Source organism: Vibrio sp. 10N.261.45.E2, from assembly GCF_002875705.1.
Lineage (GTDB): Bacteria > Pseudomonadota > Gammaproteobacteria > Enterobacterales > Vibrionaceae > Vibrio.
This window is the reverse complement of sequence record NZ_MCZZ01000106.1, coordinates 55,928-73,361: the sequence shown is the minus strand read 5'-3', so window position 1 is coordinate 73,361 and position 17,434 is coordinate 55,928. Positions and strand designations below refer to the sequence as shown.

The 17,434-nt window shown below is 42.2% G+C and carries 24 protein-coding genes; 3 read left to right on the top strand and 21 right to left on the bottom strand.

Features of this window, described 5'->3' with window-relative positions; translation table 11 throughout:
- The first annotated feature begins 71 nt into the window (after positions 1-71).
- Positions 72-854: a hypothetical protein gene (locus BCT34_RS06715; RefSeq protein ID WP_102305818.1), complete on the top strand. Its 783-nt coding sequence runs from the start codon at positions 72-74 to the stop codon at positions 852-854.
- A gap of 26 nt (positions 855-880) precedes the next feature.
- Here the strand turns inward: BCT34_RS06715 and BCT34_RS06710 are convergent, their stop codons facing one another.
- Entirely contained in the window at positions 881-1,174 is a 294-nt protein-coding gene (locus BCT34_RS06710) for a hypothetical protein (RefSeq protein WP_102305817.1), read from the bottom strand.
- 290 nt (positions 1,175-1,464) lie between these two features.
- On the opposite strand from BCT34_RS06710, the gene BCT34_RS24205 reads away from it, so the two are divergent.
- Together BCT34_RS24205 and BCT34_RS06705 are read left to right on the top strand one after the other, a co-directional pair.
- Positions 1,465-1,716 (top strand): hypothetical protein, encoded by a 252-nt coding sequence (locus BCT34_RS24205; protein WP_133150991.1) that lies wholly within the window; start codon positions 1,465-1,467, stop codon positions 1,714-1,716.
- A 15-nt stretch (positions 1,717-1,731) separates the two neighbouring features.
- Positions 1,732-3,693, top strand: a complete 1,962-nt coding sequence (locus BCT34_RS06705) for an Ig-like domain-containing protein (protein ID WP_102305816.1) — start codon at positions 1,732-1,734, stop codon at positions 3,691-3,693.
- Between the two features lie 51 nt (positions 3,694-3,744).
- On the opposite strand, the gene BCT34_RS06700 is transcribed toward BCT34_RS06705, so the two are convergent.
- The 20 genes from BCT34_RS06700 to BCT34_RS06605 all read right to left on the bottom strand — a co-directional run bounded on the left by BCT34_RS06700 (position 3,745) and on the right by BCT34_RS06605 (position 17,085).
- Complete coding sequence (locus BCT34_RS06700; protein ID WP_102305815.1) at positions 3,745-4,401, bottom strand: hypothetical protein; 657 nt, start codon at positions 4,399-4,401, stop codon at positions 3,745-3,747.
- Positions 4,391-4,828 carry a hypothetical protein gene (locus tag BCT34_RS06695; RefSeq protein WP_102305814.1) on the bottom strand — a complete coding sequence of 146 codons (438 nt, stop codon included), beginning with the start codon at positions 4,826-4,828 and terminating at the stop codon, positions 4,391-4,393. The genes BCT34_RS06700 and BCT34_RS06695 overlap by 11 nt, the downstream gene beginning before the upstream one ends.
- Positions 4,829-4,884: 56 nt before the next feature.
- Positions 4,885-5,067 (bottom strand): hypothetical protein, encoded by a 183-nt coding sequence (locus BCT34_RS06690; RefSeq protein ID WP_102305813.1) that lies wholly within the window; start codon positions 5,065-5,067, stop codon positions 4,885-4,887.
- A gap of 2 nt (positions 5,068-5,069) precedes the next feature.
- A complete protein-coding gene (locus BCT34_RS06685; RefSeq protein WP_102305812.1) occupies positions 5,070-5,252 on the bottom strand; it encodes a hypothetical protein in 183 nt (60 codons plus the stop codon).
- 147 nt (positions 5,253-5,399) lie between these two features.
- Positions 5,400-5,639: a hypothetical protein gene (locus BCT34_RS06680; RefSeq protein ID WP_102305811.1), complete on the bottom strand. Its 240-nt coding sequence runs from the start codon at positions 5,637-5,639 to the stop codon at positions 5,400-5,402.
- Positions 5,640-5,683: 44 nt separating this feature from the next.
- A complete protein-coding gene (locus BCT34_RS06675; RefSeq protein WP_102305810.1) occupies positions 5,684-6,001 on the bottom strand; it encodes a hypothetical protein in 318 nt (105 codons plus the stop codon).
- 336 nt (positions 6,002-6,337) lie between these two features.
- Positions 6,338-6,934, bottom strand: coding sequence for a hypothetical protein (locus tag BCT34_RS06670; RefSeq protein WP_102305809.1), 597 nt, complete (start codon positions 6,932-6,934; stop codon positions 6,338-6,340).
- 210 nt (positions 6,935-7,144) lie between these two features.
- Positions 7,145-7,828, bottom strand: coding sequence for a hypothetical protein (locus tag BCT34_RS06665; RefSeq protein ID WP_102305808.1), 684 nt, complete (start codon positions 7,826-7,828; stop codon positions 7,145-7,147).
- A 195-nt stretch (positions 7,829-8,023) separates the two neighbouring features.
- Positions 8,024-8,437 (bottom strand): hypothetical protein, encoded by a 414-nt coding sequence (locus tag BCT34_RS06660; RefSeq protein ID WP_102305807.1) that lies wholly within the window; start codon positions 8,435-8,437, stop codon positions 8,024-8,026.
- An 85-nt stretch (positions 8,438-8,522) separates the two neighbouring features.
- Positions 8,523-9,071, bottom strand: a complete 549-nt coding sequence (locus BCT34_RS06655) for a hypothetical protein (RefSeq protein ID WP_102305806.1) — start codon at positions 9,069-9,071, stop codon at positions 8,523-8,525.
- Between the two features lie 101 nt (positions 9,072-9,172).
- Positions 9,173-9,619, bottom strand: coding sequence for a hypothetical protein (locus tag BCT34_RS06650; protein WP_102305805.1), 447 nt, complete (start codon positions 9,617-9,619; stop codon positions 9,173-9,175).
- Between the two features lie 55 nt (positions 9,620-9,674).
- Entirely contained in the window at positions 9,675-10,163 is a 489-nt protein-coding gene (locus BCT34_RS06645) for a hypothetical protein (RefSeq protein ID WP_102305804.1), read from the bottom strand.
- Positions 10,163-10,687 carry a hypothetical protein gene (locus tag BCT34_RS06640; protein ID WP_102305803.1) on the bottom strand — a complete coding sequence of 175 codons (525 nt, stop codon included), beginning with the start codon at positions 10,685-10,687 and terminating at the stop codon, positions 10,163-10,165. The genes BCT34_RS06645 and BCT34_RS06640 overlap by 1 nt, the downstream gene beginning before the upstream one ends.
- Before the next feature lie 93 nt (positions 10,688-10,780).
- A complete protein-coding gene (locus BCT34_RS06635; protein ID WP_102305802.1) occupies positions 10,781-11,473 on the bottom strand; it encodes a hypothetical protein in 693 nt (230 codons plus the stop codon).
- 80 nt (positions 11,474-11,553) lie between these two features.
- Positions 11,554-11,787 carry a 2Fe-2S iron-sulfur cluster-binding protein gene (locus BCT34_RS06630; RefSeq protein WP_102305801.1) on the bottom strand — a complete coding sequence of 78 codons (234 nt, stop codon included), beginning with the start codon at positions 11,785-11,787 and terminating at the stop codon, positions 11,554-11,556.
- A complete protein-coding gene (locus BCT34_RS06625; RefSeq protein ID WP_198594886.1) occupies positions 11,777-12,247 on the bottom strand; it encodes a DUF4314 domain-containing protein in 471 nt (156 codons plus the stop codon). Before BCT34_RS06625 ends, BCT34_RS06630 begins: the two co-directional genes overlap by 11 nt.
- 283 nt (positions 12,248-12,530) lie before the next feature.
- A complete protein-coding gene (locus tag BCT34_RS06620; protein ID WP_133150990.1) occupies positions 12,531-12,827 on the bottom strand; it encodes a hypothetical protein in 297 nt (98 codons plus the stop codon).
- 62 nt (positions 12,828-12,889) lie between these two features.
- Positions 12,890-14,080 (bottom strand): toprim domain-containing protein, encoded by a 1,191-nt coding sequence (locus BCT34_RS06615; RefSeq protein WP_102305799.1) that lies wholly within the window; start codon positions 14,078-14,080, stop codon positions 12,890-12,892.
- Positions 14,081-14,125: 45 nt separating this feature from the next.
- Positions 14,126-15,985, bottom strand: a complete 1,860-nt coding sequence (locus BCT34_RS06610; RefSeq protein WP_102305798.1) for a hypothetical protein — start codon at positions 15,983-15,985, stop codon at positions 14,126-14,128.
- Positions 15,986-16,050: 65 nt separating this feature from the next.
- On the bottom strand, positions 16,051-17,085 hold the full coding sequence (locus BCT34_RS06605; RefSeq protein ID WP_102305797.1) for a DUF3150 domain-containing protein: 1,035 nt from the start codon (positions 17,083-17,085) through the stop codon (positions 16,051-16,053).
- Positions 17,086-17,434: the final 349 nt, after the last annotated feature.

Below are 17,434 nucleotides of genomic sequence, written 5' to 3'. Positions count from 1 at the left end.
ACAAGGCTCATTTTGTTTTTAACCAATAATTGTATACAATAACATAATACGTTATTTGAGAGTCTTCCAGAATGACAAACCGCAACGCTGATTGGGTGCGATTCTTCAAATTAGAAGAACAGTTCTTCGACGATGTGATCTCTTCTTCAAGTGAAGTGGAGTCATTTGGTTCGCATTGCTACCCAAAATACAGTGAAGAATTTACTGAATCGGGCCATCTTCGTCTGACCAAACCTCAACATATTCGATGGATAGGTCACGTCAATGGCGATCTGAACCTATTCAATAAACTTCAAAAACAAGCGGAAGAAATTTACGACTTACACCAATCTCTAACGCTTTCTGAAAAAAGGTGCTCTCGTGAACCGATATTTTTATCGGACGCGACTCGTATCGGTGTTTACAAAAACGTTGCACACTCTTCTAATCTAATCACCAGTACTGAAGAAGTGAGTTTAGTTCGAGGTAAATATACCGCTACCCCAGCTGATGACATTCAGAAATACAACGAAATGCGAGAGGAACTGATTAGACTCGGCTTTAGCACAGCTATCGTGTCGTTGGCTCCAGTAACACTGTCACTGAAAGTAAGCACAAAAGAACTGGTTAACCATTTTGGTCGTGAAGATATTGTGTACCGGAGACAAACCGGTCACCAATACCGCAGCCGAGTATATTCGGATCGAAAATCAAAGCCGATGAAGCTTGGGTTCTTTATTAGTTTGAATCCAATTACTTATCACTCAGTTGTCTCTCCCAGAGAGTCACGCGAAGACTCGTACCTAAACAGTGGTCAAGCCATTCCATTCGTTGGCCCATGCGACGGTGAGTTTTGGATCAGTAAGACCTCATAATACCCCTTATGAGGTCACTAAACCGATTACGCTTGCTCTTCTACGTCAGATGATTCGGTAGATTTCTTCTCATCGATCATCTTTTTCGTTCCGCCAATAGTCAACAGTAGACCCGCTAAAGTTGGAAGTAGCTGAAACATCGCGAGGTTTTTGACTTCAATTGGAAGACTGTTTCCCAAGACGACTTCTTTTACAAACTCAAAAAGCGGGTAACCACTCGTTGCTGCTTGAAAAAACAGTGCCATCCCACAACTCAGCATTAGTATCAAGCCAATGCATGTAATTCGAAAGTTAAAATTCTTCATATTCTTGTTCATCATTTCTAAATACCTTATGTCTACTGACTGTTTGTGTTCAATTCAGTTATACACGCCCCAATGTCTCCTTTTACAAATTAGCGACACGAATATCGAAAGTTAATTGACAAACCCTACCGGCTAATAATGGCTCCATTGAGCCGTTTGGGGACCTCCCCCCCCCCTTAGTTATGTCAATTTAATCGCATAGATCGGCCTGCTTATTTGAATTTCTTTGCTCGATGCTGAGTTATTCTCGGTTTACATAGCCGATCTCCGACATCGTGCGCAGCAAAAGAAAACTGGAGTAAATCATGACTACCAATACGACTTCGCCCTCCCCAGAAATAAGTAGCACTGTCCGGTTAGTGGCCGCGTTAAAAGTGTTAGGTGTAACAGATGAGACGCCCTTGCATTTACGCCAACTGCTCATCAGTAGCATCTTGTCGGTTGCTAGGTTTAATGCTGACGTCGATTTAATGGATATTTGTGAGGCTTCATTGGATCGCTTGCGTACCGAGCTCAAGGACAATATCAGCGAAAGCTCGGGCTCACCGATTCATTAATTGGAGGAACAAGCCATGAAATTCAATACAAAGTACCTTCTTTCTTGCGTGGCCATAAACTTATTAATGTCCGTCGGTGTCGCTAACGCTGAGTCAGATAAAGTGAATTTGCATACATGGAAGCAGTACGGCGAAGCTGCGTCAGGAGACTGGACGGTGAGTTCAGATGGCCAAAGTGTCTACCAAAGCATCAACGGACACCCCACTGCGTTTATGAGTGCAACCAAATACGAATATCGAACCTTCAAAGGGGTCATTCAAGTAGATGCGGGAGCTGGAGACGATGACTACATCGGGTTCATTTATGGCGATCCTACTGCTGGTGGTTTTTACCTCTTCTCATGGAAAAAACTGCCAACCGGCGCAGACAATGGATTCAGTTTAATTTATTTCAATGGCACCTTAGATGAGATGAAATCATATGGCTGGACGGTTCATGATGTTGAACAAGGCCAAAACACCATCTTGGGTAAGAAGCGAAATGTAGAATGGATGCATGGCCAGCCCTACCAATTTGAAATGCAGCTATTTCCGAATCGGATCGTGACCAAGTTAGATGGCGCTACAATCTTTGACGTCAATGATCTAACCGTTGCACCGGGATATTTCGGCTTCTTCAACTGGTCACAAGGGAAGGTGCGTTATAACTCCATTCAGCAACTGTATCCACCTATCGCTGAACACAAGACTGGCGATATATCACAAGGGACTCCTTTTACGGTGGCCGGGACTTGGACAGACAAAAACCCAACCGACTCTCACACCTGCATGGTAAGCCAGCAACCGTATTATGGTTTAGTGACGATGACGCCCCCATGCACCTTTACCTATACCCCATCACCAAATAATGATGGCATTCAGACATTCAAATATAGAGTGACTGACGAGTCGAACTTGTTTACAGACGGGATTGTCGATGTGAATGTACGTTCGAGTGGAACATCTTTCACGTTGCCACCACACCTTATATCTGGACAAGAAAAAAATGTCTTCACCCAAATCAAGTCAACCAAGACCGACGGAAAGCCCGTGGTCAATATAATCAATAAGCCTAACTTCATGCGATTAAATGACTTGGGTGTCATCGAAATGAATCCGACGGATGATGATCTTGGGATGCATCACGACATCACCTTCGAAACGAGCGATGGCCTCTCGACGTACAATGCAGGCACATTTGATATTCAGGTCATACCCTCGACAAACAATGACTACTTGAACCAAAACTTCGAAATTATCACCTCTGATGTGCAGCTGCTTAATTTGGACAATACGCCTCACACACTAGTCACTATTCCAGCACTTGAAAGTGGTGAAGGAAATTTAGTGGAAGGCCCACATGAGGCTTTAATCACCGCTGATGCCAGTAACACCCATGACATGATGGTTGGTGATAAGATTGCCGCACCAGGTGATACGGTATCTATCACGGTCAACCTTGATAAAACAGGGACAGCTTTACCCATTTTCTATTTTACTCCGGATGCAGAAATAGCGAACTTTAGCATTGAATTCCCTTGGATCGACTCACCTCATGATTGGCGATACGTCGTTCAGAGAACTTGCTCAGACGCTGATTCAAATCGATGTGATCGAACATTGGAAATGGACCGGTTGAAAGCACCAACTGGCAACTTGCAAGTCTTTCTCAGAAAGAGTGCCAATGCTGAGTATCATAGTTATGGTTTTGCTGACCCTTCCACTTGGCGCGATTCCGATTTGGACGAACACCTTGCGACACTCAGTGAAGGTGACATAGTGGCCATCAACATCAATCAGAAATCAGATGCACTGAACGACTTCATCAATCAAGTTATCACACAGTTTGGTGATGGAGATTTGAGTAATAAGCTATCAAATATTGAAGACCAAGCGATCTTGCTCTATCGAATTGGAAGTGGAGTAAAAGAATATAAAACACAAAAGAGTACACGCTGGGGGACATCTGCGGTGACATGGTTGAGTTTGAACCAGTAACAGATGGAAGATGAAAAAAATTGCTCCCAATGGGAGCAATTTTTGTTTTAGTTAAAATTGTTCTGGTACTCGAATACCATGACTACGTAACAACCTGATGAGGTTGGACTGCACGTAAGCCAAAGTACATTCGCACCCTTCAAAATAACCTTTGTCGATAGCCAAACTGGTATTTCGACGAAGTTTTTTGTTTTGTTCATCTTCTCGGAACTCAAATAAGAGCGCCTTTAGATCATCTTCTAAGCTGTTTGTTTGAGTTGGGGTTGTTTCATTCGCTACAGATTCCGAAGCTTGAAGTTTCATCCATGACCAAACATAGCTTTTGTTAGACTGCATTGATTCAGCAAATCTTCCGATAGTCCTTATGGCTTGATGTTTCGCATACTTAGACCATAGGGGCTTGGCCAATTCATCAGTCAGGAATGGGACAAACTTAATTGACATCGTTTCTTGTATGTTTTCATTCGAAGCACGCAGTGGAACGATTAACGTATCCCCAAATTCGACAAATGAATGAGACGCAGCCATTAAGAACTCAATTGAGTAGTTTCTGGTCGGTGTAAGTAACCCGTGTTTGCTCGTATCGTAATCAAAATGATTATCGTGACGTCGTAAGCACAAGTACTCATGAAAGGCAGTACTAAACTTACATGGGGTAAGAGAGTTATTAATCATAACCCACTCAGCATCTATCACTTTATTGAACATGAGAACGCTCCTCTTTCTTTACTTCCAAACCCATCACGACAGGTAAAAAAGTACGTTGAAACTGACCAGCCACCAGCACGTCGCCAACGTAAATAAATTGGGAACCGGCATGTTCAGCTGTTTCAGGAGTGAAATTAGGGTTAGGTACGAATTGACGAGTGCATTCAAGTGCAACAACGGTCCAGTCACTGGACATTGCGAACTCTTTGCTCTGTTGAGTCGTGTAACCTTGGTTGAGGTAATGCTGGTAACTTTCCTCGACTAAGAATTCATCACGAATCGTAAGTTGTTCACCAACAGGGATCGTCTCTGCACCAAATTGACAATCTGCAATTACAGTGGAAGATGACAAGCCAATGATGCAAGTGAGTGCAAATTTGCTCATTAGGTTACAATTCAAATTTGCTGGTTTTGTTGTGAAAGACATAGTAATTCCTCGGTATATTTCGTGCGTAAGCACATGGGGTTTAGTAAGTGCAGATGTCATTTTTTAAAATGAATATCGATTTCTGAACTGCATGATTTAAGGACCACCTCAAGATTCTCTTCGGGGATCTCGTTAACTAGGCGACCTAAAAAATATTCCACAACGACGGCTACATCAGCACCTTCTAGATGCATTGCGACCGGTTCTGCCATGGCTTTTTCTGTCATTTCAATATTCATAATCACACCTGTTGCTGTGAGGGTAGTTGTCTAATTTTCCAAGCGATTCCTTGCGGGAATGACCTAGCGTAGCGATACACATTTCCTGCTTCTGTATCTTCAAACATTTTCTTCTTCACCTTGCCGTTTATCTTGTAATACAAGATAAAGTCAGCAAACTTACTTATTGGGATGTTTCGTGGCATGAGTTAGCTCCTCCAAGAACTGGAATTTGAGACGTACTAGGCCACCACACGGGTAAGCTAATAAGTCCCGTGTTGGGTTAGGTTTATTGGGGTTTAGATGGGATCTATCCGTTGGCGTTTGTTGGGTTACAAACTCCGAGCGATGGGTTACTTCTTGAGAAGGGGTTGTATAACGTCATCTTGAAAAAGATGTTCTATACGAGCAATGATGCAGTCGCCTGCGTAACTATCTATTTGGGCACTTTTAGCTTTCAAATCATTGAATGATTGATAGGTATCAGTGAGTAAATTTGATGGTGGTCTATTGAGCAATTTAATGCGTCTGACAGATTTAATAAGACTGATCTCGATGTCTACTAAAGCTGACAGTTGTTCGAAAGTAGTCATGTGGTATCTCCATTTATTCAATGGTCAACAATGAGAGAAAATCACTAAATCAAAACTTCGACAATTGGCACACTGACGTAGCCAGTTCTGCATGATTTTCCGGTTAATTTAATAATTCCAGCCTCGACAAGAACATCTTCAATTCCAGTGTTTTCACTGTAGTTTTTGATGCATGTTTCATTTGTCAGTAGGTTGGCATTACTAACACAGGTTGTCGCAACACAAATTGGTTCACCGGCAAAGGTGTCATTATTAATGTTGTTATCGGTTTCTGCTGCAATCAGCTCAAGCGCAATCGCACCATTGGCGTAATGACGTTTAACAATGTGGCAATCGAAACCAAGAAAGTTAAGTACATTCATATCTGGACTCCAGTTATTCATGGGACTATTTGGGGTGTAAACAAGATTTGTATGGGAACGTTGTTAACTCAGAGAGAGTTATTAGGGGCAGTCAAAAGACTGATTACATTTCAGATGGCGTAATAACCAGGTGAGTTAGAGGAATTTCCTCGCTGCCCATTGGACAGTGTGTTACTCAGTTTGCCCTTGTACTATGGCAAAGTTATGAGTCTCAGTTTGCAATTAGCCAGCTCATTTTGCTTGTTTTGAGTACGCGTGCTTTCTAACCATTGCAGTTAGCGCACACGTACATCGTGACCGTGTGAATCAATACAGACCTCTCGTGGAATTCACGGTTTACAAACGAGTAGGAACTCCGACATTAACATCGACGGCCTTTACTGAATTGGAGCATATCGAGTGAAATCTTGAATGGCTTGTTTTGGTTTCTGAAGCCGCCCGAAGAATTAAGCCTAATTTCGTAAAACCTAACCCAAAAAACAACGCTAATAGCGAACCGACGAAGACACCACCTGCCCCCCCTTCCAAAAGGGCGTAACCTAATAAAAAACAACCGCCAAAAGACAGAGCGAAAATCATTAGGTTCACTGTCCAAGCTGGAGGTAAACCAAAAAATTGTCGGGCTTCATTTTTATTGAATTGGGTGAAAAATGGGTTAAATTCAACAAATAAGGTTTCTTTCAAATCATGGATATGCACGCCAACGACGCCTGACGCGCCCAAATCGGGATCTCGTGCATACAGGACACTTACAACGTGACCTTCACGAAGAGGGAGTTTCGACACTAACGTTATCAACGATTCCGTTCCATCTTTTGTATCTGAAATGTAAAATGAATTGCCGTTTACATTTGATACTCGACCTGTTTTTGAGATAAATTCAAAAGACTTTTCGGTATCAAAACCTTCACAATTTATAGTAGCGCTGTTCATCGTAAATTCCTTTTTCTGAGTATGCTGAATATCACTTTCATACAAGTTGAGACTTCACCTAAAGTGTGTAATTTTTAATCTACCCTAAAGATTGATGTCACTTTCCACACCCTTCAAAATGTATCGAGTTGCATATGATTTACATGTATTTATGTGACAATAGACTTTAATTCGTCATCATGTTTTTGATGCGCTTATATGACCTCACCGTTAGTGAATCGAGTCATCACACGAACGGCGCGACATCAATTCATAATTAATTGTTTCAGCTTCTGACATTTTGCTGGCAACATAATGTTGAGTCCCCTCCTTGCGGGTTAATGGATCGATATTGATTATTTTTAAATGTGCAGGAATAACAGCGGCATTGAACTTCATCGATAGATATTCGAGCTTATGAAAGATTTGAATTACTGCGGCTGCACAATTAAGCGGTTTAATTTCTTCAAGGTGATATGTGTAAGCGCTGAGAGGATTGTTTTGCTGCATGTTCTTTTCACAATAAACCTGCATCTGTTCCATAGTTAGGCTACCGGTTCCACAAAAGGGCTCGTAAATTTCATTCTCATTGAGCCCCATCATTTGACCCAAAATTTCGTTACCTTCGAGTTTGTTGGTTTGTTTAGGCTCTTCGTTGACCCCAAGCTGAATCAAGATGTCACCAATTGGGTCACTGTATCCATTTAACATTGCATCGGTCAGTAGCTGCGCAAGCTCTACCACACCATCTTTTTCAGAAGCTTGAGCACCAAACTCTGTTTCTTGCTTATGTTGATTGGTATGCGCAAATGCCCAGTAGAATACGAAGTCAGAAAAGGCTTGAGAGTTGCCACCAGCCAGGTTCCAGCTTCCGATGAGGTTGATTGCTTGCGTTATAGTCTTTTGCTTATTCATTTGTTACCTAACCCGTTGAAGTTGTTAATTGTGTTAGATCGGTTATGCAACATACGTCTTGGTATTTAGAAAGTATTTCAATGAAATTGAACTTCGAGGGCGCGGTGTTAGGAGGGGATAATTCAGTCGTATCATTTTGAGTTATGAAAAGTCACCCCAATGGGTGACTTTTCATCTGGACTACAAGCTAGGTAGTTATGTATTAAGGTAACGTGTAGAAAAGCTCATTTTACCTCCTAAGTCTTTCAAACGACCATCCAGTTCTTGGCGGCGTTTTTTTTCAGCTTCACAATTTTTGCAAGTTCCCATCTCACGTTGACCGTGTTTAGTGGTGCGCTTGACGTGCCAAAATTCTTTAGTTAAAGGAAAAAATTGATTGCACAAAGAGCATCGTTTCTCGATACCAATTGCAGTCATTCTCATTTTTCCAAGCTGAGAGTTCTTACGCAAAATGTTGTCAGTAATTGCAAAATGGCAGGTGTCTAATGACATCGCTATGTTGGCAATTGGTACTTCAAACTTTTTGGCAATTTCGTTTATCGGCATATCTTCTTGGGATAACGCTTTGATTAAGATATGGTCGGTGTCATCTAAATAGGCTGATTCCACGATAGATTCCTCCAAATTTTGAGGGATCTATCCCTATGAGGGAAGATCCCTCACGGGTAGTGGTGGGTTGTATCAAGGTATGGGGTTAAATAAAGTAACCTTGATATGGACAGTTCTCAGAAGCAGGGCAATCACTGTATTGCTTACCTTTTCTGAAACTGAATTTTAATGGGTAATTAACTGGTGCTAATTGCAGGCCAGTTCTCAAATGCGATGGGAGATCGTTTGGTCTAATTTCCTCGCCGTTCACGATAATGAAATCGGAAAAGGCATGGAATTGGGTAAACTCGCGTTCAAGCAGTGCAGGGTTTACCTGTGTTATCACGGCCAACTCATTCTCTTTAATGAATAGATGGTTATCGTATTCAAAAGAGTCCAAGCCGAAGGCCAATCGTATCCCCAGAGTTCGGAGCTCATCGTCGTCGTATGAGTTCGTGACTGTTGTTGGCAAATTATGTTTCGCTAACCATGCATAAGCATCAACACCGCCGAAAACACCATAACCTTCATAAGCCGGTTCATATATTGGCTCTTCGTTGTTGGGTTGGAGCAGATACACTGGACGACACTTCTCAGTAAACGTGTTAAAAATCGACTGTTTTGTGTCAGCGGTTTTGAAAGAAAAAAAGCCCATAATGTGTTCCTCTAGATAAGCTGGTTATCCGATGAGACACACAACTCCCCTACGGGACGTATGCCCCACAGGGAGTAAAAGGAAAATTCCTTTAAGGTTGGTTACTTCGTTAAGAAGTCAGCAATAATGCCCATGGCATCTTGCGTCTGTTCAATGATTGCTGCGGCGCTAGTGTCTCCGTGGTCAGAAGCGTCGTACCAAATATCAGCAACTGCGCCATCTTGAAGAGCTTCGACCTCAGTTTTAGGTACAGTGCCTAGAAATGATTTCAGAATGTCTAACGCTGAACTATGCAATGTATCCGCACGATCAGAAATCATCCTTTCAACCAACTCTGCGCTGAAGTTTTCGACTGGTTCACGTTTATTGTCTTCAATGAATTCGAGCCACTTGGCTTTATCATCGAGCAATTGTGTGTCAGGTACTTCACAAAGATACGAGCCAGCGGCCTCACAATAAAAATACTTCGACTCTGTTAATGAGTGTAAAAACTCCAAAACAGAGCGAGGGGCTTCGACATCTTGCGATGTAGGTGTTAGTTCATTCATGGTATGCCTCTTGAAATGAGGGGACCGCCCTAATGGGTATCGGACCCACAGGGGTTTAAGCTATAAATAGCTTTGCAATTAAGTCAGCTAAACTGATTATCCCTAAAAGAAATCCAATCAAACCTAAACGAAAGGAAAGCTTTACATTGAGATCTGGGAACGACCAAAACCATCTTGTAATGTCCCACCAGTCGGCTCTATCGACAGACAAATGAACGTCTTTATTAAAGGTCACCCCAAGTTCGTTCACGCCATCGTAGTCGATAGCAATAAACTCTTTGTTCAGTCCTTTAATCTTGCCGCCATTGCCCATGCAATATCTGATGATCCATTGACCATTCTTTTTATTGGTGATTCGGATTGCCGTTCGTCTTTTCAGCTTTAAGCATCCAAAACCAACACGACTGTTTTCGAATCGAACAATGGAATGAGAAAGGCCAGAGTCTTCATCAGGCAATCGCAATACACGTTGAGCAATCATAAAGCTACGACCATCATCAATTTGACGGTATGGACGTTGAATTTCTAAAGTTTTACGATTCATTAGTTTGCCTCCGTCAGTTCAATCGAACGCTTGATACAAAGAGACATAAACGCAGCCATGACTGGATGATTTAGATCTTCGAACCAACGTTGCCATGACTTCCAGCTTGAGTTTTCATCTAAGCCACATTCCGCAAGAGCAGAAGAATGCACGCAAGCATTGCTCAGTAATTGAGTGACTTTACGTACCAGTGTTTCTTGATATCGAATACCCTGCACATCGAAAGGAAGTTTGCATGAAAGTTGCTCTGCTTCTTCGGTTTCAATTGGCAAGATATCGTCATTTTCTATCAAGAACGCTTGATGATTTGCTTCAAAACAAAAAGTTACGAAGTGTGGGTTCACGCCTTTTCCAATTGGAAATAAGACACTGCCACAAGGCTTAACTACCCAAAGAAATTGAGTCGTCGGGGTTTCACGGCGAGTACGATTTAGGCTACGGGCATCGGCTTCAACATCATCAATCGCAACGATTGGTAATCCGAAGGGTTTTGCTGCAGTTAAAAGCATATCTGAAGTGATCATATTCAGTTCCTCCAAGAACAATTAAGGTTTTGAAGGGACGACTTCCCACAGGGAAGAAAGTCCCTGCTAATGGGTAAGGTTTAAGAGGTTGAGCTAGATAGCTCTTTGTTTGACTAGGTGCAAACTCGGACTCGACGTGTTAAATGCACGAGCGCCAAAGAAACGAATTGAAAGCTCTTGAAAAAGATACATTTCAAACATCGACTCGGGGCTAAATGAGCAATATAACTTGGGAGTTCCAAACCAACTTCTTTCCATGATGTCGGCACCAAAGCTGGATACAATCGATTCAAACTGCTTAAGTTTGTATTGATCTTCCCAGGTTGTCGGTTTGACGATCCAAAAAGACATGGAATGACAATAAGGCATAGCCTCATAACTCACTGCTTGCTTGAACGCCAATCGTAATGATTTAAGCCAACCTTCAGGGGTTGCCCAGCGGCCATTAGGCTTTAAATCGCCACTTTCAACACTTCGACACCATTCACATCCAAATTTTTGGAATAGTGAATACTCAGTGTCGACACCACAATACATCCAATCGCGAGTGCGCTTTCCTGACTCTGTATCAACACAATTGGACGAACCAATTAAAAGTTGAAGCATGTGAAAGTCATCGTTTGCGATGATCTTGAACCGGTTGAAAAGTTCACAATCGATATCGTAATCGCTCATAGTGGAACAATTGATATTGAGATGTTTGTTTAGAAAGTCTTTCTTTTGTTGATTTACTGCATCTGCAGGACAGAACGTAGCAAATTTCTCATAAATGATTTCATATGACATAAGGGTTTCCTCCATAGGAATTGGGGGTATACAAATTCAATGTCTTTGATTGACGTTGAGTTTGTTGAGGTTTTGGGTAATTAAGGCAGTTCGATGTCAATGTCTGATTGCGAATCAACGCAACAAACAAGTACTTCACCGTCTTGCATATATCCAATAGGGTCATTCAAGTAAGTGGGAGTGCCAGAAGCTTTCAGACGACAAGCGCCACAAAAACCATTTCGGCATTCAGATTTTACTTCGTATCCAGCTCTTTCTAGTGCGACAAGCGCCGTACAAGAATCACTTGGAATAGGTGTGTTGTTAACTCGCATAATAAACCTCGAATAAATCTCCAGCAGACATGCAAATACCAAGAGTACGACCGTTGTCCCATTGCATATGCAATGTTCCTATATCGTCGATACGCTTGATTTGACCAAGTTCGCCTGCATCAATTGGGTCAATATCGTTCATGTGAATCATCTTGATGATGTCACCAGGTTTAAGCGATTGCTTGATCAAGTCGGTACTTGGAACAAATAAAGTCTCGGCCAGAAACCAACTGTCTAAAGCAAAGTTATCGTGGTGTTTCTGATCTAAAAGAAATGGGACATTGAGTAGTCCATTTGATGTAGTTCGGAAATGTTCACGGCCAGTAAGCTCAAGAGAGGCGTTGATCCAACGGACAGCGCATTGCGCTATTTGTAGGTCCAACGGGTTGTCGTTGCAGATATAACGAGTCATAGAAGACGCATAGTTTGCTAAAGCTGCATCAATAATAGAGTTGCGCATGGTCATTCCTCCAAGGAATAAAGGAACAAACGCAACCTATGGTAATAGGGATCGTATTGTTCCCTATGGGTAGGTTTTTGTGACTTGGGGTTCAAAGTCAATGGGGACATGTCATAAGACAAGAGGATATTGCAACAGCATCCTAACTGGATGAGGAATTATCACTTTAATAAAGTGAAAAATTTCTCGGGTTAATCAATTACAGTTAACATCATTTCTGGCTTCATTTTGCCAATTACTGACTGAGTTTTGCCTGTTTACGTACCACTTGTATTTTCATCCACTAATGGCTTAACAGTAGCCTCAAGGTTGATTTCCGTTGTTTCGTTCCATCTTTTATCGGCACGAGCGCTTTTACTTGCAGTAAGATCCACCCTAACCTCTCCGACTCTTCGAGGAGGATACATTCATACGTTGCCTCGATTTGACTTCGCGCTTTGTCCATATTAGGGAACTGCAGCTCTGAAAGCCCCTTGATGTGTTTACCATCGACTGTGTACCAAGACCCAATGACCATTTCAGACTCTCCTTTGTTTACGTCGTTATACAGCGCCCCATGACTTCTTGAGCTTTTTTGCATTTAGACCAGCCGGTAAATGGTGTAAATGCAAAAAGCCTCCCCGAAGGAAGGCTAGTGCTTATTTAAGCGACATCGTTAAATTCTCTATCGAGATACCCAATAGGTGTCAGCTTGTTTTTGGCTAAGTAACCGATGAAATTCTGATAACCAGAATCACACCACTCATCAAGCCAGTCTTGTGATTTTGCCATCTCCTTGATAGGACTCGGTGGAGTTGCAATGGTCACTTTGCAGTGATTCATATTTTTCTCTACACGTTCCTTCAATGACAAGGCAGCTCTGTCTCCTTCCGGCATGTCTTTTCCTTTTGTAAGGCGATCTTTATCTTTAAAAATAACCAAGTCGGTTACTTCGAAAGGAATATCGATCAGCTCCATTAAAGTAGAAGAGATACCTGACCAAACCGGAATGCTCTCAGCATGCTGGCAAGCCAAACAGGTTTCAGGACCTTCTCCAACACCTAACACAATTCGTGTATTACCCATTTCGTCTTTACAGATTAAAGGCATACCAAACTGTATTGATGCACCGCGAGGATCCTCGATAGGTGACATTTGCATTTTAGGGTTATCAAGTAACGGTGATTTATCTGAGCCATCGTCATTCAAAAAAATTCGATGAAAAGCAATAGCCTCTCCTTTCAAATTTTGAATGTATAAAACAATGCCCGGTAAATACACTTCGTTGCTTTGTGAGTCCCACATTTTAAGCTTTGAGTGAAACCCAACGTTGCAAGGTATTTGAATGTCACCTAATCCGCGAGATACCAAGTAGTTAATACCTATTTCGGATTCAGTGACAGACAATGCCTCATGCTCAACCTTTTGCAAAATCCATTGGCGTTTGCTTATAGCTTCAGGACTCAGAACAGCTTTCTCTTCTTTTTGGGCGGCTACGGCCTTCACTTCTCGCTGAGAAATGTTGTCTGTAGACTCCCCCAAAATATCTAAGATAATGTCCATCGCCTTCGATTTATTACAATTTTCAAGCCAAGCGACCATATCAATACCATCACCAATACGACCCTTACCATTGTAATAACCGCCACCAGACTCGTTCCAATCTTTGTACAAGCGAAAGACAGTTTTGCCTTTGCCAGTGAATGGATCTGATACAGCTTTAGAAACGCCATTTGAAGATTTTCGCATCGCCTCAGTCAGTTCACCGTAACATTTGAACACTGAGGACCAGCCACCATGACGCATCACTAACGCATGTACATCTTGGATTTTTGATCTTCTATAATTGCTCATTTTGACCTCCTAAAAGGGACGCTCCGAAGAGCGTCACAGTTACGTTTAACTAATTTCAATCGATGACAACAAGTTCTGTTGAATCATGTCATCCAACACAGCGGGAAGGTCATCAGCATCCTGTATCACTTGATAATTTGGAATGCCTCCGTACCTTGATTCGCATATATTGATTGACGCAACATCAATCCCTTCGGCAGTACATTGCTGCACCTCAGTTTCAACCGCATGTATATCAGCTGGACAACCATCAGTAACAACAAGTAATTGCTTTCTGCTTGCCATATCGAGCTTTTTAAACTCTTTACGTGCAGCTAAGACAGCCCTATTTGTTTCTGTCCCATCACCAGGGCCAACACCTATTCGCGGATAGCATTGCATCATAGACTCATTGAATGACTTTCCGACATAAGTGCTCGTATTGAAATACAACACTGATACTGGTACATCCAACTCTTCAAGTGCAGTCGCAACCGATAAAGCGGCTTTCTGAGCAACTTCCAATCGACAGTAGCCAGTGCGATCACCAACGCTATCTTTGACAGGTACACCCATTGAACCAGAAATATCAATCGCAATAACGAATGACGATTTATGAGTCTCAACGATATCTTCTGTATAAAAGATTCGACTGTTCCCGGCAGGTACACCCGCAAGTAAATCACAATCAAAATCGCTACCAGATTCATCGTACATGATGGGTACAGCCTCTTTAGCCCACATCTGCGATTCGATAATACGTTTGATCGCACGAGCGCCTGAGTTAACACTGCTTTGGATTGGCACAGATAACATACGCGCATTAAGCTCTGGCGTGACGTTGTACTGGCTGATGTCTTCATAAGATGCTGGATTCTCTGAAGCATGCTTATTAATCGCCTTGTTTATAAGGTCATGTAGATCGACTAATGCTTCACCCAAACTCTGAAACTCTTCATCCGTTAATGGATTACGTTTGGAAGAGCCTTGAGCTGAACCTGAGCCCTGACCATCTGAAGCTTCATCTGTATCTGAACCTGAGTCCTGACCATCTGAGTCATCGTCTGAATCTGAACCTGAGCCCTGACCATCTGAGTCATCATCTGAATCTGAACCTGAGCCCTGACCATCTGAATCATCGTCTGTATCTGAACCTGAGCCCTGACCATCTGAATCATCGTCTGTATCTGAACCTGAGTCCTGACCATCTGAGTCATCGTCTGTATCTGAACCTGAGTCCTGAATTGGCGATTGCTGTTGCTGTGGTGGTTGTGGTTGCTCTTGAGAAAGGCGCTTTAATAAAGCCATAACTTCTATGGTTTCATCTATCGCGGCTACTGTAGAAGGCAAGTTACCCCAATGAATCATCCGTTTTTCAATTTCATCAAAAATCGGAGAGTTCGGAGTTCCTAACTGCAAAAGCAGCTCTCGTGCATCATCACCAATGTTCTTTAGGTGAGATTGCCCTTCAATTGCGATACCACGCCCTGAGTACAATAACCAAGCAAATAACAACCCAGCGGGGCCATCACTTATTATTGGCTCTTGAAAGTATCCCTCTTCTAGTAAGTCGTATGTCATTTTCTGAAAAACCCAGTAGGCTCCCGAAAATTCATTCATACAAGCCGTTTCTACACGACAATCTTCAATAATATTGTTGATTGATAAAAACGTACTTGATTTACCTTTGAGGTGTTTCTCGAATACTGAGAAGTCACTGAATCTTAAATGACCACCAGCTTCGTGCGTAATTTTTGCTTCTACAAGTCGTGACCAAACTTCATCAGAAGGGTCGCCAGCATTGATGTAAATATCTTTGCCGTTCGTATAGCAAGTTCGATGATCAAAATAGATATTGACGTCAAAACGTGCATGAATATCAGTAATGACTCGCATTGTATTCTGAACTTCTTGAATTGAAGCCATAGGATGTTCCTCCAAAAAAGTAGGATAGAGCTCCCGAAGGAGCTCATTAGGTTAGGTAGGTGGGGTTAGCCGAACCAGAAGCCAGTCGTTGACGTTTCGCCAGTGACTTCTTCATATACAGGAGCACTCTTGTCGCCATTAGATTCAGTAGAAACTACTGAGTCCTTAATCGCGTCAATAATTCTCGGTTCAGATTCATCTGCGACTTCCATCACCGGCACAATGCCATTTAAGATGGAGCCACGTTCTGTAAGGTTATGTACCAATTTAACCGCGTAGGTCATGTCAGAGCCTTCAATATTCCCAGTTTTGGGTAAGGTATCGAACGCCTCATCAAGTTCATCAACCAATCGGTCAAACACAGTGTGTTGGAACGACATTGAGTAAACGTAATCACGAATAGCTCTTATCGGTTTGAAAGTTCGTTGAATCATTGAACCTTTACCAATAATTTTGTCGTAAACCACAACAGCTTGCTCCGCGACATTATCCAAAATTCCCTCTACGATGTGATCAACAGCTGCCTGCTGGTCATCATTGAAATAAGGTTTGAACGCCATCGGCGGTAACACGTTGAATTGAAAACGTCTAAAGAAATCATCTTTTGGTGTTTTCAACGACTCAATTACTTCGGCCATATCAGGGTTAGCTTTCTTATGCTCTTCGACTATGGTGTCATAGCGATTTGCACGGTCGGCCACTTCTGAATAAAACTCGGCTTTGATTGTATTGAGTTCAACGAGTAGAGCATCAAGTTCATCAACTGGTATCGCAGTAACGCGTCCATATCGAACACCTCGGGCTGAAATAGCGCGACGTGCCTTTGTTTCCAGCGTGTTCTTAAACTGCAACTCAGAACGGGGAAACCACTCAATACGGGCTTTACGAGCAATCTTTGAATTCACTTCCTTTTCGTCCAAGAGAGTTTTAGCATTCGCTAAAGTTTTTTCTCCGTCACGGCCAGAAGTCGTTACATCGATAATCACAAGACCTTGTTCGAGTCGATTAGCAAATTCGCCATCTTGTTGATCCACTTGGTCAAGTTGATTTTGAGCTACTGTATCGATATCAAGAGTTTGGGTATCGTTGATGTCTTTCATAATTCCTCCAGGGAATAAAAATTGGAGGGACTGATCCCGGTCAGGGAGTCAAGTCCCTGAATGGGTTAGGTAGGTTTGTTAAGGAGTAGCGAACCTAAGTTGGGCTGCATCAAAAGAAGATATATGTAGAAACGTATATTTCTTCTTCATTTTCTCTTTAACTTTTTTGTCTATGTAGCTACGAGCTAGTAACTCAGACTGATGGGTTTTACGATAGAAGTTAAGCTTTTGACCTTTGGCCCCGTAGACAACAAGTGTGTCGGCACCATGGTACTCATATCCCCAAAGCTTATTACTTCCATTGTCACTGCAATGATACATATAGAACTTGACTGAACTGATATCTAGA

What these genes read in the sequence shown, in the direction of transcription:
- BCT34_RS06635 (WP_102305802.1), bottom strand. Translation starts at nt 11,473, where the DNA reads ATGTCATATGAAATCATTTATGAGAAATTTGCTACGTTCTGTCCTGCA.
- BCT34_RS06655 (WP_102305806.1), bottom strand. Translation starts at nt 9,071, where the DNA reads ATGGGCTTTTTTTCTTTCAAAACCGCTGACACAAAACAGTCGATTTTT.
- BCT34_RS06625 (WP_198594886.1), bottom strand. Translation starts at nt 12,247, where the DNA reads ATGCGCAACTCTATTATTGATGCAGCTTTAGCAAACTATGCGTCTTCT.
- BCT34_RS06670 (WP_102305809.1), bottom strand. Translation starts at nt 6,934, where the DNA reads ATGAACAGCGCTACTATAAATTGTGAAGGTTTTGATACCGAAAAGTCT.
- BCT34_RS06605 (WP_102305797.1), bottom strand. Translation starts at nt 17,085, where the DNA reads ATGAAAGACATCAACGATACCCAAACTCTTGATATCGATACAGTAGCT.
- BCT34_RS06715 (WP_102305818.1), top strand. Translation starts at nt 72, where the DNA reads ATGACAAACCGCAACGCTGATTGGGTGCGATTCTTCAAATTAGAAGAA.
- BCT34_RS06710 (WP_102305817.1), bottom strand. Translation starts at nt 1,174, where the DNA reads ATGATGAACAAGAATATGAAGAATTTTAACTTTCGAATTACATGCATT.
- BCT34_RS06620 (WP_133150990.1), bottom strand. Translation starts at nt 12,827, where the DNA reads ATGCAAAAAAGCTCAAGAAGTCATGGGGCGCTGTATAACGACGTAAAC.
- BCT34_RS06665 (WP_102305808.1), bottom strand. Translation starts at nt 7,828, where the DNA reads ATGAATAAGCAAAAGACTATAACGCAAGCAATCAACCTCATCGGAAGC.
- BCT34_RS06680 (WP_102305811.1), bottom strand. Translation starts at nt 5,639, where the DNA reads ATGACTACTTTCGAACAACTGTCAGCTTTAGTAGACATCGAGATCAGT.
- BCT34_RS06705 (WP_102305816.1), top strand. Translation starts at nt 1,732, where the DNA reads ATGAAATTCAATACAAAGTACCTTCTTTCTTGCGTGGCCATAAACTTA.
- BCT34_RS06685 (WP_102305812.1), bottom strand. Translation starts at nt 5,252, where the DNA reads ATGCCACGAAACATCCCAATAAGTAAGTTTGCTGACTTTATCTTGTAT.
- BCT34_RS06650 (WP_102305805.1), bottom strand. Translation starts at nt 9,619, where the DNA reads ATGAATGAACTAACACCTACATCGCAAGATGTCGAAGCCCCTCGCTCT.
- BCT34_RS06640 (WP_102305803.1), bottom strand. Translation starts at nt 10,687, where the DNA reads ATGATCACTTCAGATATGCTTTTAACTGCAGCAAAACCCTTCGGATTA.
- BCT34_RS06695 (WP_102305814.1), bottom strand. Translation starts at nt 4,828, where the DNA reads ATGTCTTTCACAACAAAACCAGCAAATTTGAATTGTAACCTAATGAGC.
- BCT34_RS06630 (WP_102305801.1), bottom strand. Translation starts at nt 11,787, where the DNA reads ATGCGAGTTAACAACACACCTATTCCAAGTGATTCTTGTACGGCGCTT.
- BCT34_RS06675 (WP_102305810.1), bottom strand. Translation starts at nt 6,001, where the DNA reads ATGAATGTACTTAACTTTCTTGGTTTCGATTGCCACATTGTTAAACGT.
- BCT34_RS06645 (WP_102305804.1), bottom strand. Translation starts at nt 10,163, where the DNA reads ATGAATCGTAAAACTTTAGAAATTCAACGTCCATACCGTCAAATTGAT.
- BCT34_RS06690 (WP_102305813.1), bottom strand. Translation starts at nt 5,067, where the DNA reads ATGAATATTGAAATGACAGAAAAAGCCATGGCAGAACCGGTCGCAATG.
- BCT34_RS24205 (WP_133150991.1), top strand. Translation starts at nt 1,465, where the DNA reads ATGACTACCAATACGACTTCGCCCTCCCCAGAAATAAGTAGCACTGTC.
- BCT34_RS06615 (WP_102305799.1), bottom strand. Translation starts at nt 14,080, where the DNA reads ATGAGCAATTATAGAAGATCAAAAATCCAAGATGTACATGCGTTAGTG.
- BCT34_RS06610 (WP_102305798.1), bottom strand. Translation starts at nt 15,985, where the DNA reads ATGGCTTCAATTCAAGAAGTTCAGAATACAATGCGAGTCATTACTGAT.
- BCT34_RS06700 (WP_102305815.1), bottom strand. Translation starts at nt 4,401, where the DNA reads ATGTTCAATAAAGTGATAGATGCTGAGTGGGTTATGATTAATAACTCT.